The sequence below is a fragment of the Streptomyces sp. NPDC027672 genome (assembly GCF_055566335.1).
The window spans coordinates 86,746-100,759 of sequence record NZ_JBVHSO010000020.1 but is presented as its reverse complement, the minus strand read 5'-3'; the positions used below and the strand labels follow the sequence as shown (position 1 = coordinate 100,759).

General features: G+C 74.5%; 14 protein-coding genes. 10 read left to right on the top strand and 4 right to left on the bottom strand.

The features are described from left to right. Window positions 1-30 precede the first annotated feature (30 nt). The 4 genes from ACZ4SV_RS33985 to ACZ4SV_RS33970 all read left to right on the top strand — a co-directional run bounded on the left by ACZ4SV_RS33985 (window position 31) and on the right by ACZ4SV_RS33970 (window position 4,126). Entirely contained in the window at window positions 31-456 is a 426-nt protein-coding gene (locus ACZ4SV_RS33985) for a GNAT family N-acetyltransferase (RefSeq protein ID WP_365876413.1), read from the top strand. 161 nt (window positions 457-617) lie between these two features. Beyond that, complete coding sequence (locus ACZ4SV_RS33980; RefSeq protein ID WP_468009954.1) at window positions 618-2,024, top strand: hemolysin family protein; 1,407 nt, start codon at window positions 618-620, stop codon at window positions 2,022-2,024. Then, the gene (locus ACZ4SV_RS33975; RefSeq protein ID WP_468009945.1) at window positions 2,021-3,040 is read left to right on the top strand and encodes a hemolysin family protein; all 1,020 of its coding nucleotides are present in this window, start codon (window positions 2,021-2,023) and stop codon (window positions 3,038-3,040) included. The genes ACZ4SV_RS33980 and ACZ4SV_RS33975 overlap by 4 nt, the downstream gene beginning before the upstream one ends. A 297-nt stretch (window positions 3,041-3,337) precedes the next feature. Next, complete coding sequence (locus ACZ4SV_RS33970; protein WP_468009941.1) at window positions 3,338-4,126, top strand: SGNH/GDSL hydrolase family protein; 789 nt, start codon at window positions 3,338-3,340, stop codon at window positions 4,124-4,126. 44 nt (window positions 4,127-4,170) lie between these two features. On the opposite strand, the gene ACZ4SV_RS33965 is transcribed toward ACZ4SV_RS33970, so the two are convergent. Beyond that, complete coding sequence (locus ACZ4SV_RS33965; protein WP_468009936.1) at window positions 4,171-4,350, bottom strand: hypothetical protein; 180 nt, start codon at window positions 4,348-4,350, stop codon at window positions 4,171-4,173. Here ACZ4SV_RS33965 and purB point away from each other — a divergent pair, their 5' ends adjacent. The 3 genes from purB to ACZ4SV_RS33950 all read left to right on the top strand — a co-directional run bounded on the left by purB (window position 4,351) and on the right by ACZ4SV_RS33950 (window position 8,194). Continuing rightward, window positions 4,351-5,793, top strand: coding sequence for an adenylosuccinate lyase (purB, locus tag ACZ4SV_RS33960; RefSeq protein ID WP_365941733.1), 1,443 nt, complete (start codon window positions 4,351-4,353; stop codon window positions 5,791-5,793). A 71-nt stretch (window positions 5,794-5,864) separates the two neighbouring features. Further along, window positions 5,865-6,383 (top strand): G/U mismatch-specific DNA glycosylase, encoded by a 519-nt coding sequence (mug, locus tag ACZ4SV_RS33955; protein ID WP_397972932.1) that lies wholly within the window; start codon window positions 5,865-5,867, stop codon window positions 6,381-6,383. A 431-nt stretch (window positions 6,384-6,814) separates the two neighbouring features. Continuing rightward, window positions 6,815-8,194, top strand: a complete 1,380-nt coding sequence (locus ACZ4SV_RS33950; RefSeq protein WP_468009929.1) for a cellulase family glycosylhydrolase — start codon at window positions 6,815-6,817, stop codon at window positions 8,192-8,194. Window positions 8,195-8,285: 91 nt separating this feature from the next. Here the strand turns inward: ACZ4SV_RS33950 and ACZ4SV_RS33945 are convergent, their stop codons facing one another. From ACZ4SV_RS33945 to ACZ4SV_RS33935, 3 genes are read right to left on the bottom strand one after another with little or no spacing between them, the layout of a single operon-like run. Beyond that, entirely contained in the window at window positions 8,286-8,729 is a 444-nt protein-coding gene (locus tag ACZ4SV_RS33945; protein WP_365875740.1) for a hypothetical protein, read from the bottom strand. Window positions 8,730-8,770: 41 nt separating this feature from the next. After that, the gene (locus tag ACZ4SV_RS33940; RefSeq protein WP_468009925.1) at window positions 8,771-9,481 is read right to left on the bottom strand and encodes an ABC transporter permease; all 711 of its coding nucleotides are present in this window, start codon (window positions 9,479-9,481) and stop codon (window positions 8,771-8,773) included. 2 nt (window positions 9,482-9,483) lie between these two features. Next, window positions 9,484-10,404, bottom strand: coding sequence for an ATP-binding cassette domain-containing protein (locus ACZ4SV_RS33935; protein WP_468009923.1), 921 nt, complete (start codon window positions 10,402-10,404; stop codon window positions 9,484-9,486). A gap of 107 nt (window positions 10,405-10,511) precedes the next feature. On the opposite strand from ACZ4SV_RS33935, the gene ACZ4SV_RS33930 reads away from it, so the two are divergent. The 3 genes from ACZ4SV_RS33930 (at window position 10,512) to ACZ4SV_RS33920 (ending at window position 13,604) form a co-directional block, all read left to right on the top strand. Then, window positions 10,512-11,666, top strand: coding sequence for a sensor histidine kinase (locus ACZ4SV_RS33930; RefSeq protein ID WP_468009919.1), 1,155 nt, complete (start codon window positions 10,512-10,514; stop codon window positions 11,664-11,666). Between the two features lie 28 nt (window positions 11,667-11,694). After that, window positions 11,695-12,351, top strand: coding sequence for a response regulator (locus ACZ4SV_RS33925; RefSeq protein WP_468009916.1), 657 nt, complete (start codon window positions 11,695-11,697; stop codon window positions 12,349-12,351). A 98-nt stretch (window positions 12,352-12,449) separates the two neighbouring features. Then, the gene (locus ACZ4SV_RS33920; RefSeq protein WP_468009911.1) at window positions 12,450-13,604 is read left to right on the top strand and encodes an ROK family transcriptional regulator; all 1,155 of its coding nucleotides are present in this window, start codon (window positions 12,450-12,452) and stop codon (window positions 13,602-13,604) included. Window positions 13,605-14,014: the final 410 nt, after the last annotated feature.

Genomic DNA, 14,014 nt, shown 5'->3' with positions numbered 1-14,014 from the left:
CCGCCGGGCCGTGCCGACCATGATGAGGACATGACCGAACTGCGGATACGCGCCGCCCTTCCCGACGACCTCGACGCCGTCCTCGCCTTCTGGAGGACGGCGGCCGAGGGCACCAGCATCAGCGACGACCGCGCCGGTGTGGAGCGGCTGACCGGCCGTGATCCCGGGGCGCTGCTGCTCGCCGAGCTGGACGGCGAGCTGGTGGGCACGGTGATCGCCGGCTTCGACGGCTGGCGGTGCCACCTGTACCGGCTCGCGGTGTCTCCCGGGCGGCGCCGGCAGGGCATCGGCTCGGCGCTGCTGGCCGCCGCCGAGGAGCGTTTCGTACGGCTCGGCGGGCGGCGGGCGGACGCCATGGTGCTGGTCCGCAACGCGTCCGCGCACCACGCCTGGAAGGCGGCCGGGTACGGGCCGCAGGAGCAGTGGCGGCGCTGGGTGAAGCCGCTCACGGACTGAGAGAAGGACCGGGCGACGGCTTTTTTGCCCATCCTTTACCCTGGAGGGAGCACTCGGCCCTCTATGAAAGGTTGTGAGCGTCCGCCCATGGGCGAGCCTCCCAGTCCGCGACACCGCGCGTTCTCCCCTGCCCTGTCCGATCCTGGCAAGGGGGTGACCCGATGACCGAAGTGCTCCTCCTCCTGCTGGCGGTGCTGCTGTCGCTGGCCTGCGGCGCCTTCGTGGCGGCGGAGTTCTCGCTGACCACGGTGGACCGCGGCGAGCTGGAACGGGCCGCCGCGCGCGGCGAGCGCGGTGCCGCGGGCGCCCTGAAGGCCGTACGGACCCTGACGTTCCAGCTGTCCGGCGCGCAGCTCGGCATCACCGTCACCAACCTGGTGGTCGGCATGCTCGCCGAGCCGTCGATCGCCAAGCTGCTGTCCGGACCGTTCACGGCGCTGGGGCTGTCCCGGGGCACGGCGGGTTCGGTGGCGCTGGTGCTCGGCACGGCCCTGTCGACGGTGTTCCTGATGGTCGTCGGCGAGCTGGTGCCCAAGAACTGGGCGATCTCCCAGCCGCTGGCCATGGCCAAGCGGGTGGGCAGCGCGCAGCGCGTGTTCAGCGCGGCCTTCCGGCCCTTCATCGCCCACCTGAACAACACGGCCAACCGCTTCGTGCGCCGGCTCGGCGTCGAACCGGCCGAGGAACTGGCCTCCGCGCGCGGCCCGCAGGAGCTGGCCGCCCTCGCCCGGCACTCCGCCAAGGAGGGCGCCCTGGAGGCGGACACCGCAGAGCTGTTCGTGCGGACCCTGAACCTGGCCGACCTCACCGCCGAGAACGTGATGACCCCGCGCGTCCAGGTGGTCGCCCTCGACACGCAGGCGACCTGCGAGGACGTGGCCAACGCCACCCGGGCCACCGGCCTGTCCCGGTTCCCGGTCTACCGGGGCAGCCTGGACTCCGTCGTGGGCACCGCCCACATCAAGGACGTGCTGGCCGTCCCCGCGGGCCAGCGGCGCCACCGCACGGTCGCGCAGATCATGCGGGACCCGCTGCTGGTGCCCGAGTCGCTGACCGTGGACCGGCTGCTGGACCGGCTCGGCGGCCGGCGCACCATGGCCGTCGTCATCGACGAGTACGGCGGTACGGCCGGGGTGGCCACCCTGGAGGACATCGTGGAGGAGGTCGTCGGCGAGGTGCGGGACGAGCACGACCCGCACGAGACGTCCGACCTCGCCGCGGCCGGCGCCGACGAGGAGGGCCGGGCCCTGTACGCGGCGGACGGCGCCGCCCGCACCGACCAGCTCGCGCGCGTCGGACTGCGTGCGCCCGAGGGGCCGTACGAGACGCTGGCCGGCCTGGTCGCCGCGGAGCTGGGCCGGATACCGGCCGCGGGCGACAGCGTCGAGGTGGCCGGCTGGCGGCTGGAGGTGGTCGACGCCTCGGGCCGCCGGGCCGCCCGGCTGCTGCTGCACGCGCCGCTGGACGACGAACGGGCCGACGGGACCGCGGGGAGCCGGGGTGCCGGGCGGGGTGAGCGGGCCGGTCGGAACACCGGGGCCCGGCGGACGCGGGAGGGGACGCGATGAGCGCCGTGCAGTTGCTGATCGGTCTGGCGACCCTCGTCGTCAACGCCTTCTTCGTGGGTGCGGAGTTCGCGCTGATCTCGGTGCGCCGCTCCCAGGTGGAGCCGCTGGCCCAGGAGGGCGACCGGCGCGCGCGGAGCGTGCTGTGGGGTCTGGAGCACGTCTCCGCGCTGCTGGCCGCCGCCCAGCTCGGCATCACGCTGTGCACGCTGGTGCTCGGTGTGGTGGCCGAGCCGGCGATCGCGCGTCTGCTGGAGCCGGTGTTCCACGCGGTGGGTCTGCCGGTGAGCGCGGGGCACGCCGTGTCCTTCGTGATCGCGCTGGCCCTCGCCACGTACCTGCACATGCTGCTGGGCGAGATGGTGCCGAAGAACATCGCCCTGGCGGAACCGGTGCGCACCGCGCTGCTGCTCGGCCCGCCGCTGGTCGCGGTGTCCCGGGCGCTGCGCCCGGTGATCTTCGCGGTCAACGCCTTCGCGAACGGGCTGCTGAAGCTGTTGCGGGTGGAGGCGAAGGACGAGGTCGCGGCGACCTTCACGGACACCGAGCTCGCCGAGATCGTCAAGGACGCCAGCGAGGCCGGCCTGATCGACGGCCGGGCGCAGGAACGGCTGCACGACGCCCTGGAGCTGGGCAGCCGCCCGGTGCGGGACGTGGTCGTACCGCTGCGGGGGGTGGTCTACGCGCGCGTGGGCGTCACTCCGGAGCAGTTGGAGCGGCTGTCGGCCGAGTCGGGCTTCTCCCGGTTCCCGGTGGTCGACAACGGCCGCCGGATCGTGGGGTATCTGCACATCAAGGACGCGCTGGACGCCTCGCCGCCGGACGTGCCGTTCCGGCTGCGGGACATGCGGCCGATCGCCCGCGTGCGCGAGGCCACCCCGCTGGACGACGTGCTCACCGCGATGCGGGGCAGCCGTACGCACGTCGCGGCCGTGCTCGGCGACGACGGCCGGCTGGCGGGCCTGGTGACCATGGAGGACGTGCTGCGGGAGCTGTTCGGCCAGCCGGCCCCGGGGTGACGGGGCGGAGGCGGCACGGCGTACCGCGCACCGCGCACCGCGAAGACGGCCGGCCGGCTGCGGTGGGTGCGGGGGCGGCAGCCGGCCGGCGGCGAGATGTGCGGGGGCGGCAGCCGACCGCCCGCGGTACGCGCTGTAGAGGCAGCCGGCCGGCCGCGGGATGTGCCGGGGAGGCGGTTGGCAGGCCGCGGACGGTGCGGTGGAGAGGGTCGGCCGGTCGCGGCATGTGTCGCGGTGGCGGGCTGCCACGGGGTGACCGACCGGCGGGTATGGCGCCGGGATACGATCGCTGTCGCCATGCAGACGAATACCCCCTCTCCCCCGTACTCCAGCCTCGTCGCGGTCGGCGACTCCTTCACCGAGGGCATGTCGGACCTGCTGCCCGACGGTTCCTACCGGGGCTGGGCCGATGTGCTCGCCGCGCGGATGGCCGCCCGCACACCCGGGTTCCGGTACGCCAACCTCGCCGTGCGCGGGAAGCTCATCCAGCAGATCGTCGACGAGCAGGTGCCGGTGGCGGCGGCCATGAACGCCGACGTGGTCACCCTGGTCGGCGGGCTCAACGACACCCTGCGCCCCAAGTGCGACATGGGCCGGGTCCGGGACCTGCTCACCGAGGCCGTGGAGCGGCTGGCGCCCTCCTGCAAGCAGCTCGTGCTCATGCGCAGCCCCGGCCGCCAGGGCCCGGTCCTGGAACGGTTCCGGCCGCGCATGGAGGAGCTGTTCGCCTGCGTGGAGGAGCTGGCCGGCAAGCACGGCGCCCTGGTGGCCGACCTGTACGGGGCGCCCGCGCTGGCCGACGCCCGGCTGTGGGACGTGGACCGGCTGCACCTGACGGCGGAGGGGCACCGCCGGGTCGCCGAGGCGGTGTGGCAGACGCTCGGGTACGAGCCGGAGGACACGGGGTGGCACGTGCCGATGGCGGCGACGGCCCCGCCGGCCTGGGTGGCGCGGCGGATCGCCGACGCCCGGTTCGCCCGGCGGCATCTGCTGCCGTGGATAGGCCGCCGCCTCACCGGCCGCTCCTCGGGCGACGGCCGCCCCCCGAAGCGCCCGGACCTGCTGCCGTACGAGACACAGGCGTAGCCGTACCGGGACCGGCCGGACGCAGCACCACCAGGACCGGTCGGCTAGACGCCAGCGGGACCGGCCAGCCGTAGCACCACCGGCACGGGCAGGCGCAGCATCACCGGGGCCAGCCGGGCGCGCGGGCGGCCGGTCGGCGCGTCCCGAGTGGCGCGCGTCTCGTAGGTTCCGCCGAGCGGGGGCGTGGCGCCGGCCTGCACGAACCGCCAGTAGAATCTGGACACGTGACTTCTGCGCCCGCCAAGCCCCGCATCCCGAACGTCCTCGCCGGACGCTACGCCTCCGCCCAGCTCGCCACGCTCTGGTCCCCCGAGCAGAAGGTGAGGCTGGAGCGGCAGCTCTGGCTCGCCGTGCTGCGCGCCCAGAAGGACCTCGGCATCGAGGTGCCGGACGAGGCGATCGCCGACTACGAGCGTGTTCTCGACACCGTCGACCTGGCCTCGATCGCCGAGCGCGAGAAGGTCACGCGGCACGATGTGAAGGCGCGGATCGAGGAGTTCAACGACCTCGCCGGCCACGAGCACGTGCACAAGGGCATGACCTCGCGCGACCTCACGGAGAACGTCGAGCAGTTGCAGATCCGGCTCTCCCTGGAGCTGATGCGCGACCGCACGGTGGCCGTGCTGGCCCGGCTGGGCAAGCTGGCCGGCGAGTACGCCGAGCTGGTCATGGCCGGCCGTTCGCACAACGTGGCCGCGCAGGCGACGACGCTGGGCAAGCGTTTCGCGACCGCCGCCGACGAACTGCTGGTCGCCTACGGCCGGGTCGAGGAGCTGCTCGCCCGCTACCCGCTGCGCGGCATCAAGGGCCCGGTCGGCACCGCGCAGGACATGCTGGACCTGCTGGGCGGCGACGCCGCCAAGCTGGCCGACCTGGAGGACCGGATCGCGCGCCACCTGGGCTTCGGGCAGGCGTTCACCTCGGTCGGCCAGGTCTACCCGCGCTCGCTGGACTACGAGGTCGTCACCGCGCTGGTGCAGCTTGCGGCGGCGCCGTCCTCGCTGGCCAAGACGATCCGGCTGATGGCCGGGCACGAGCTGGTCACCGAGGGCTTCAAGCCGGGCCAGGTCGGCTCCTCGGCGATGCCGCACAAGATGAACACCCGCTCCTGCGAGCGCGTCAACGGCCTGATGGTCATCCTGCGCGGCTACGCCTCGATGACCGGCGAGCTGGCGGGCGACCAGTGGAACGAGGGCGACGTGTCCTGCTCGGTGGTGCGCCGGGTCGCGCTGCCGGACGCCTTCTTCGCCCTGGACGGCCTGCTGGAGACCTTCCTGACCGTCCTGGACGAGTTCGGCGCCTTCCCCGCCGTCGTCGCCCGCGAGCTGGACCGCTACCTGCCGTTCCTGGCCACCACCAAGGTGCTGATGGGCGCGGTGCGGGGCGGTGTCGGCCGTGAGGTCGCGCACGAGGCGATCAAGGAGAACGCGGTCGCCACCGCCCTGGCGATGCGCGAGCAGGGTGCCGAGCGCAACGACCTGCTCGACAAGCTGGCCGCCGACGAGCGCCTGCCGCTCGACCGTGAGCAGCTCACCGCGCTGATGGCCGACAAGCTGTCCTTCACGGGTGCCGCCGCCGGCCAGGTCGCGGTGGTCGTCGGCCGGATCGAGGAGATCGTCAAGCGGCATCCGGAGGCGGCCGGCTACACCCCCGGGGCGATCCTCTGACTCCCGCAGCCCGTTCGCCGCGCTTCACCCAGGCGGAGCTGGAGGCCGCCCGCGACCGTCTCGTCCCGGACGTGGCCGCGGCCGGCCTGCGGGTGCTGTTCTGCGGGATCAACCCGGGGCTGATGTCGGCCGCGACCGGCCACCACTTCGCCCGGCCCGGCAACCGCTTCTGGCCGGTTCTGCACCTGTCCGGCTTCACGCCCCGGCTGCTGCGGCCGGCCGAGCAGCGGGAGCTGCTGTCGTACGGGCTCGGCATCACCAACGTGGTGGCCCGGGCGACCGCGCGGGCGGACGAGCTGACCGCCGCGGAGTACGCCGAGGGCGGGCGGCTGCTCACCGAGAAGGTGACGCGGCTCGGGCCGAAGTGGCTGGCCGTCGTCGGCGTGACCGCCTACCGCGCGGCCTTCGACGACCGCACCGCCAAGGTCGGCCCGCAGGAGCGGACCCTCGGCGGCACTCGGATATGGGTCCTGCCCAACCCCAGTGGCCTGAACGCGCACTGGACCACGGCCACCATGGCGGAGGAATTCCGCCTGCTCCGCCAGGCCGCCACCACCACCGACCCGACGGCCGGCCCACTCCCCGGATGACGCACGGCCTCCCCGGGTGACCGCAGTCCCACAGCCTCCCCGGGTGGCCGCACGGGCCTCCCCGGGTGACCGCAGTCCCACGGCCTCCCCGGGTGGCCGCACGGGCCTCCCCGGGTGGCCGGAGGGCGGCCCTCCGGGCGACCGGCCGACCCTACGGGCGACGGGGCCGGACCTGCGGGTGACGGCCCGGCCCTACGGGTGACGGCAGGCCCTCCGGGCGACCGCCCGGCCCTTCGAGTGACCGCCCGGCCCCGGCGCCGGGCGGTGCCTACCGTGCGGGGCCGCCTCTGAGCAGCGGCCGGCCATGGCCGCCTCATCGTTCACGGTCGCATGTCTGTACGCGCCGCGATCCACCGGGTACGGTCTCGGGCCGATGGGTTTTGGGAGCGCTCCCATCCTGCTGTTCCCGCTTCACCCGAGGAGGAACGCACGTGAAACGCATAGCGGCCCTGCTGGCGACCTGTGCCACGGTCCTGGGCCTCACCGCACTGCTCAGTCCCCAGACGGCGATGGCCGCCACCGGCTGCAAGGTCGACTACACCGTCACCAGCCAGTGGCAAGGCGGCTTCCAGGCCGGCGTGAAGGTCACCAACCTGGGCGCCCCCGTCACCGGCTGGACGCTCAAGTTCGCCCTGCCCGACGCGGGGCAGAAGTTCGTCCAGGGCTGGAACGCCACCTGGGCGCAGTCCAGCTCCACCATCAGCGCGACCGGTGTCGACTGGAACCGGACGCTGGCCACCGGCGCGTCGGCCGACCTCGGATTCGTGGGCTCCTTCACCGGCGCCAACCCCAAGCCCTCGGCGTTCACGCTCAACGGCGTCGCCTGCACCGGCTCCACCGACGAGCCCCCGACCGACCCCGGCCAGGGCAACGGCACCCCGGTCGGCGTCAACGGCCAGCTGCACGTCTGCGGTGTGAACCTGTGCAACCAGTACAACCGCCCCATCCAGCTCCGGGGCATGAGCACGCACGGCATCCAGTGGTTCAGCAAGTGCTACAACAGCGCGTCCCTGGACGCGCTGGCGAAGGACTGGAAGGCCGACCTGCTGCGTATCGCCATGTACGTCCAGGAGGACGGTTACGAGACCGACCCGGCGGGCTTCACCAGCCGGGTGAACGGCCTCGTCGACCAGGCGGAGGCCCGGGGCATGTACGCCCTGATCGACTTCCACACTCTCACGCCGGGTGACCCGAACTACAACCTGGACCGGGCCAAGACGTTCTTCGCCTCCGTCGCCGCCCGCAACGCCGCCAAGAAGAACGTCATCTACGAGATCGCCAACGAGCCCAACGGCGTGAGCTGGTCGGCCATCAAGACCTACGCCGAGCAGGTCATCCCGGTGATCCGGGCCGCCGACCCGGACGCGGTGATCATCGTCGGCACCCGGGGCTGGTCCTCGCTGGGCGTCTCCGACGGCTCCAACGAGACCGAGATCGTCAACAACCCGGTCAACGCCACCAACATCATGTACACGTTCCACTTCTACGCCGCGAGCCACAAGGACGCCTACCGCTCCACGGTGAGCCGGGCGGCCTCGAAACTGCCGCTGTTCGTGACCGAGTTCGGCACGGTGAGCGCCACCGGCGGCGGGGCGATGGACCAGGCGAGCACCACGGCCTGGCTGGACCTGCTCGACCAGTTGAAGATCAGCTACGCGAACTGGACCTACTCCGACGCCGACGAGTCCAGCGCCGCGTTCAAGCCCGGCACCTGCGACGGCGGCGACTACAGCGGCAGCGGTGTGCTGACCCCGTCCGGAGCGCTGGTCAAGAGCCGCATCAGCACTCCCGACAGCTTCCCCACCAGCTGACCCCCACGGGGCCCCGGCCGGACCGGAGCCCCGGCCCGGCCATCGGGAGCGCTCCCAGTCCCCGCGCCGCGCGCCACGGCCGGACCCGCCCTCACGGCGGGTCCGTCTGCGTCACTATGCCCAGCAGTTGGAACGGCAGCTCCTTGTCCCACTGGGAGACGCCGAGGGCGACCCAGCGGCCCCGGTCCGCCACCCGCCATAGCTGGACGTCCGGGACGTGACCGCTGAGCCCGGCCCAGGGTTCGGCGATCTCCTCGCCCGCCAGGGTCCGGTCCAGGACGCTGTACAGGCTGAAGTGCCGGGGCCCTCCCCAGCGCTCGCCGAGCCGCTCGGCCAGGCCGTCCCGGTCGGCCTCGTACTGCGCCGCCGTCTCCTCCCGTGCGCTGCCGTCGCCCTCCCAGAACTCCTCGCTCGTCTGTAAGGCGGCTATGTGATAGCCGGGCCCGCTCTCGCCGTGCTCCGTCCTGCCGGGCGCCGCCGGGAACTCCCGGGCGCACAGCAGGTCGAGGAGGGCCAGGCACTTCGCGATGTCCATGCGGTCCAGTAAAGCGGGCGCCACTGACAAGTGGCGCTCTGTCAGGCGTCCCTGCGGATCAGGCCCGTCGCGCCCGCCGCCAGGGCCGCCGCCGCCCACAGCGCGGTCACGGCGAGTCCGCTCCACGGACCGAGGGCGCCGTCCCAGGTGCCGTGCAGGGCGACTTCGCCGGCCCGGTCGGGCAGGAAGTCGGCGACCGAACCGGCCAGGTCGCCGACGACGAAGGACACGATCAGCAGGAACGGGACGAGCACGGACAGCGTCGCCACCCCGCTGCGCAGCACGGCCGCCACTCCGGCCGCGAACAGGGCCATCAGCGTCAGGTGCAGGCCGCAGCCGACCGCGCCGCGCACCCCTTCGGCCCAGCCGGGCGCGGACGGGCCGAGGGCCGCCCGGCCCACCAGGAGCGCGCCGAACCCGGTGCACAGCCCGACGGCCAGCGCGGGCAGGGCGATCGCCGCGGCCTTCGCGGCGAACCAGCGCCCCCGGCCGGGCACCGCCGCCAGCGTCAGCCGCAGCGCGCCGCCCCGGAACTCCGAGGCGACGGCCGTCGTACCGAAGGCGACCGCGGCGATCTGGCCGAAACTGACGCCGAAGAACACCGAGAACAGCGGATCGGAGTCGTCGGCGTCGACCGCGGCGAGCGTGGCGAACCCGACGGTGACGACGAACATCGCGGCGAGACTGCCCGGCAGCGAGCGCAGGGTACGGATCTTGATCCACTCGGCGTGGAGCACGGGTACGAAGGGCATGGTCAGGCCTCCTGGCGCGGTGCGGTGAACTCGGCTTCGGCAGCCGTCAGATCGAGGTAGGCCTCCTCCAGGGTGGCCTCCCGGGCCGCGAGTTCCAGGACGGGCACACCCGCCTCGGACAGCAGCCGGCCCAGGTCGTCCACGCGCGCGCGGCGCACGGTCCAGGTGCCGTCCGCGTCCCGGGTCGCGTCGTGGCCGTGCCGGGCGAGGAGGTCGGCCAGGGCCGCGGGGTCGCTGCTGCGCACGCGGACATGCGGCCGTACCCGCGCCTGGATGAACTCCCGCACCGGTGTGTCGGCGAGCAGCCGGCCCCGGCCGAGGATCAGCAGATGGTCGGCGAACACGGCGGTCTCGGCCATGAGATGGCTGGAGACCAGGACCGTACGGCCGTCCGCCGCGAGCCGGCGCAGCAGCGTGCGGATCCACACGATGCCCTCCGGGTCGAGGCCGTTGGCGGGTTCGTCGAGCAGGACGACCTCGGGGTCGCCGAGCAGGGCGGCGGCGATGCCGAGCCGCTGGCGCATGCCGAGGGAGTACGTCCGCACCCGGCGCCGGGCCACGGCGGCGAGGCCGGTCTCCTCCAGCACGGTGTCCACCCGGCGGGCCGGGAGGCGGTTGCTCGCGGCCAGGGCCAGCAGATGGTCGCGGGCGGTGCGGGAGCCGTGGGCGGCGCCCGCGTCGAGCAGGGCGCCCACCCGGCGCAGGGGGTCGCGGAGCGCGGCGTAGGGCCGGCCGCCGACCGTGGCGGTGCCGGCGGTGGGCCGGTCGAGGCCGAGGACGAGGCGGAAGGTGGTGGACTTGCCGGCGCCGTTGGGGCCGAGGAAGCCGGTGACACGGCCGGGCCGGACGCTGAAGGTGAGGCCGTCCACGGCCCGCCGGCCGCCGTACTCCTTGGTGAGGTCGCGTACGTCGATGCTGGTCATGGCAGCAGCCTGGCCGAGCGGGGCCGCCGGGTCCTCCCCCGGCGGCGGGGACCGGCTCCCCCGGGCGGGGGAGGCTCGTTGTCAGTGCCGCCTGCGACGATGACGGCATGGCTCGCTTTCTGCGCCCGCTGCTGCGCGGGACGACGTACACGCGCCTGCTCCACCTGTGGGTGCCGATGCTGGTGGTCAGCGTCTGGCTGTTCGTCGCCCCGTCGGTGCCCTGGGTGCCCGCGCTGCTGCTCGTCCCGCTCGGTCTGGTGCCCGCGGTGCGCCGGGGCGAGGGTGTGCAGGCGCGGCTGCTGCTCACTCCGGGCGAGCCGGAGCCGGGCATCTCCCAGGCACCGGCGGCCACCTGGCGGGACCGGCTGCGCACGGTGCTGTGGCTGGAGCTGCGCATGCTGCTGGGCGGCGCGGCCGTGTTCGCCTCGGTGTGGCTGCCCATCGCCTGCTTCGAGCTGACGCGTTGCGCGTGGGGCGCGGCGCCGGCCGGGCCGCCGTTGCTGGACCGGCTGCCGCCGCATCCCGCCTGGGCACTGCTGGCGCCGCTGCCGCTGCTCGTCCTGTACGGCGTCGTCGTCGGGCTGGGCGCGCTGATCACCGCCGGTGCGCGCCGGCTGCTGGGGCCGTCCGCGGCCGAGCGGCTGGCGGCGCTGGAGGAGCGTACCGAGCAGTTGCTGGAACGCACCCGGATCGCGCGGGAGTTGCACGACTCGATCGGGCACGCCCTGACGGTGGCGGTGGTGCAGGCGGGTGCGGCGCGGGCGGCGGGCGACCCGGCGTTCACCGACCGGGCGCTGGGCGCCATCGAGGAGACCGGCCGGGCGGCGCTGGAGGACCTGGAGCGGGTGCTCGGCGTCCTGCGGGAGGCGGAGCGGCCGGCCGGCGCGCGGCCCACGCTGGCCGACGCGGGCCGGCTGCTGGAGTCGGCGCGGGCCTCCGGGGCGCAGGTCGACGCGGAGGTGACGGGTCCGGTCGCGTCCGTGCCGGGGCCGGTGTCCCGCGAGGGCTACCGCATCCTCCAGGAGGCGCTGACCAATGTGCTGCGGCACGCGGGTGCGGTGCCCGTGCGGGTCCGGGTCGCGGTGACCGGCGGCACGCTCGCCCTGGAGGTCCGCAATCCGCTGCCGGGAGCGATACCCGGCCCGGGCCGGGGCAGCGGCCTGCGCGGCATACGGGAGCGGGCGGCGCTGCTCGGCGGCACCGCCCGGACCGGACCGGACGAGGGCGACTGGCAGGTGCGGGCGGAGCTGCCGGTGGGATGATCCGAACGCCAGGCCCTAGGGTGGCCGGATGCCGGTGACCGTACTGCTCGTCGACGACGAACCCCTGGTCCGCGCGGGTCTGCGGGCCGTGCTGGAGGCGCAGCCCGACCTCGAAGTGGTCGGTGAGGCGGCCGACGGCGCGGCCGTCATCCCGCTGGTGCGGCAACTTCGCCCCGACGTGGTCGCCATGGACGTGCGGATGCCGTTGATGGACGGCATCGAGGCCACGCGCGCGGTGCTGCGCACGGTGGCCGCGCCGCCGAAGATCCTCGTGGTGACCACCTTCGAGGACGACGAGTACGTGTACGAAGCGCTGCGCGCGGGCGCCGACGGGTTCCTGCTGAAGCGGGCCCGCCCGGCCGAGATCGTGCACGCGGTACGGCTGGTCGCGGAGGGTGAGTCGCTGCTGTTCCCGGCCACGGTGCGGCGGCTCGCCGCCCGGTACGGCGACGGCGGCCGGCCCGCACGGGCCGCACTGGAGCGGGCCCGGCTGACGGAGCGGGAGGCGGAGGTGCTGCGGCTGATGGCGCGGGGCCTGTCGAACGCGGAGATCGCCGCCCGGCTGACCGTGGGCACGGAGACGGTCAAGTCCCATGTGAGCGCCATACTGGCCAAGTTGGGCGCGCGCGACCGCACCCAGGCGGTGATCGCCGCCTATGAGTCGGGGTTCGTGCAACCGGGTTGAGCGGGCCCCGGCCCCGAGCGGTGCCGTATCGCACTCGCCGGGGTGCCCCGGGACGAGTACGATCCGGCCAACACGCCTGCGAGCTGGGAGGACGGACGGTGGGGCAGCTGACCGGCGGCGATCCCTCGCTGCTGCGGAGGATCAATTCGGCGGTGGTGCTGCACGCGCTGCGTGCCACGGACTGCGCGACGTTCACCGAGATCACCCGGGTCACCGGACTGTCCCGGCCGACCGTCGAGGGCGTGGTGGAGGGTCTGGTCGAGGGCGGCCTCGTGGTGGAGGCGGCGGCCGACGAGGGCGGCGCCCGGCGGCAGGGGCGGCCCGCCCGCCGGTTCCGGTTCCGGGCCGAGGCGGGGCACCTGCTGGGCCTGGAGATCGGCCCGCACCGGGTGGCCGCGCTCCTGTCCGACCTGGACGGGCGGGTGCTCGGCGCGCAGGCCAAGGAGGTGGACGCGGCGGCCCCGGCGGACGAGCGGCTCGACCGGCTGCGCGGCGCGGTCGCCGAGCTGCTGCGCCGGGCCGGGGTCGCGCGGGGTTCGCTGCGGGCGGTGGGCGTGGGCACGCCGGGCATCGTGGAGGCGGACGGCACGGTCCGGCTGAGCACGGCCCTGCCGCAGTGGACGGGGCTGCGGCTCGGGGAGCGGCTGAGCCGGTCCTTCCGCTGTCCGGTGCTGGTGGAGAACGACGCCAACGCGGCGGCGGTCGCCGAGCACTGGAAGGGCGCGGCGGCCGGGACGGACGACGTGGTGTTCGTGCTGGCGGGGCTGAGCCCGGGGGCCGGCTCGCTGATCGGCGGGCGGCTGCACCGGGGGTACGGCGGGGCGGCCGGGGAGATCGGCGCGCTGCATCTGCTGGGCCGGGAGGCGACGCCGGAGGCGCTGCTCTCCACCACCGACGAGCCGCTGCACCCGTTGGACGAGCAGGCGGTCGCCAAGGTGTTCGCGCTGGCGCGCGAGGGTGACCGGCGGGCCCGGGCGGCCGTGGAGCGGTTCATCCAGCGGCTCGTGCACGATGTGGCGGCGCTGGTGCTGGCGCTCGATCCGGAGCTGGTCGTGGTGGGCGGCTGGGCGGCCGGTCTGGACGGCGTCCTGGAGCCGCTGCGCCGCGAGCTGGCCCGTTACTGCCTGCGGCCGCCCCGGGTCGCGCTGTCGCTACTGGGCGAGGCGGCCGTCGCCTCGGGCGCGCTGCGCCTGGCGCTGGACCATGTGGAGGAGCAGTTGTTCGCGGTGGACGGCACGGTGACGCGCCGCTGACGGTCCCGCCGAGCACGGCCAGCACCGGCGCGGGCCGATCCACCGGGGCGCGTCGCCCCGGCTGACCGGCCCGCCGAGGTGCGACCGCCGCCCGGCTGGCTGGCTGGCTCACCGGGATACGTGCGTCACCACCGCTGACCGGCCCGCCGGGGTGCGTTCGCCGCCCCCGCTGACCGGCCCCGGGGGGGATGCGTTCGTCGCCCCCGCTGACCAACTCCCGAGTCTGCTTGTCGCCCTCGCGTCGGGCGACCGGCCCAGCACGGTCGCAGTCTCACGCCAACCGGCCCGTCCGGACGCGATCGTCGCCCCCCGCTGACCAACTCCGAGTCTGATCGCCGCCCGCGCATCGAGCGGTCGGCCCAGCTCGGCCGCAGCCTCGCGCCGGCCAGCCCGCCGGGACGCGATCTCGC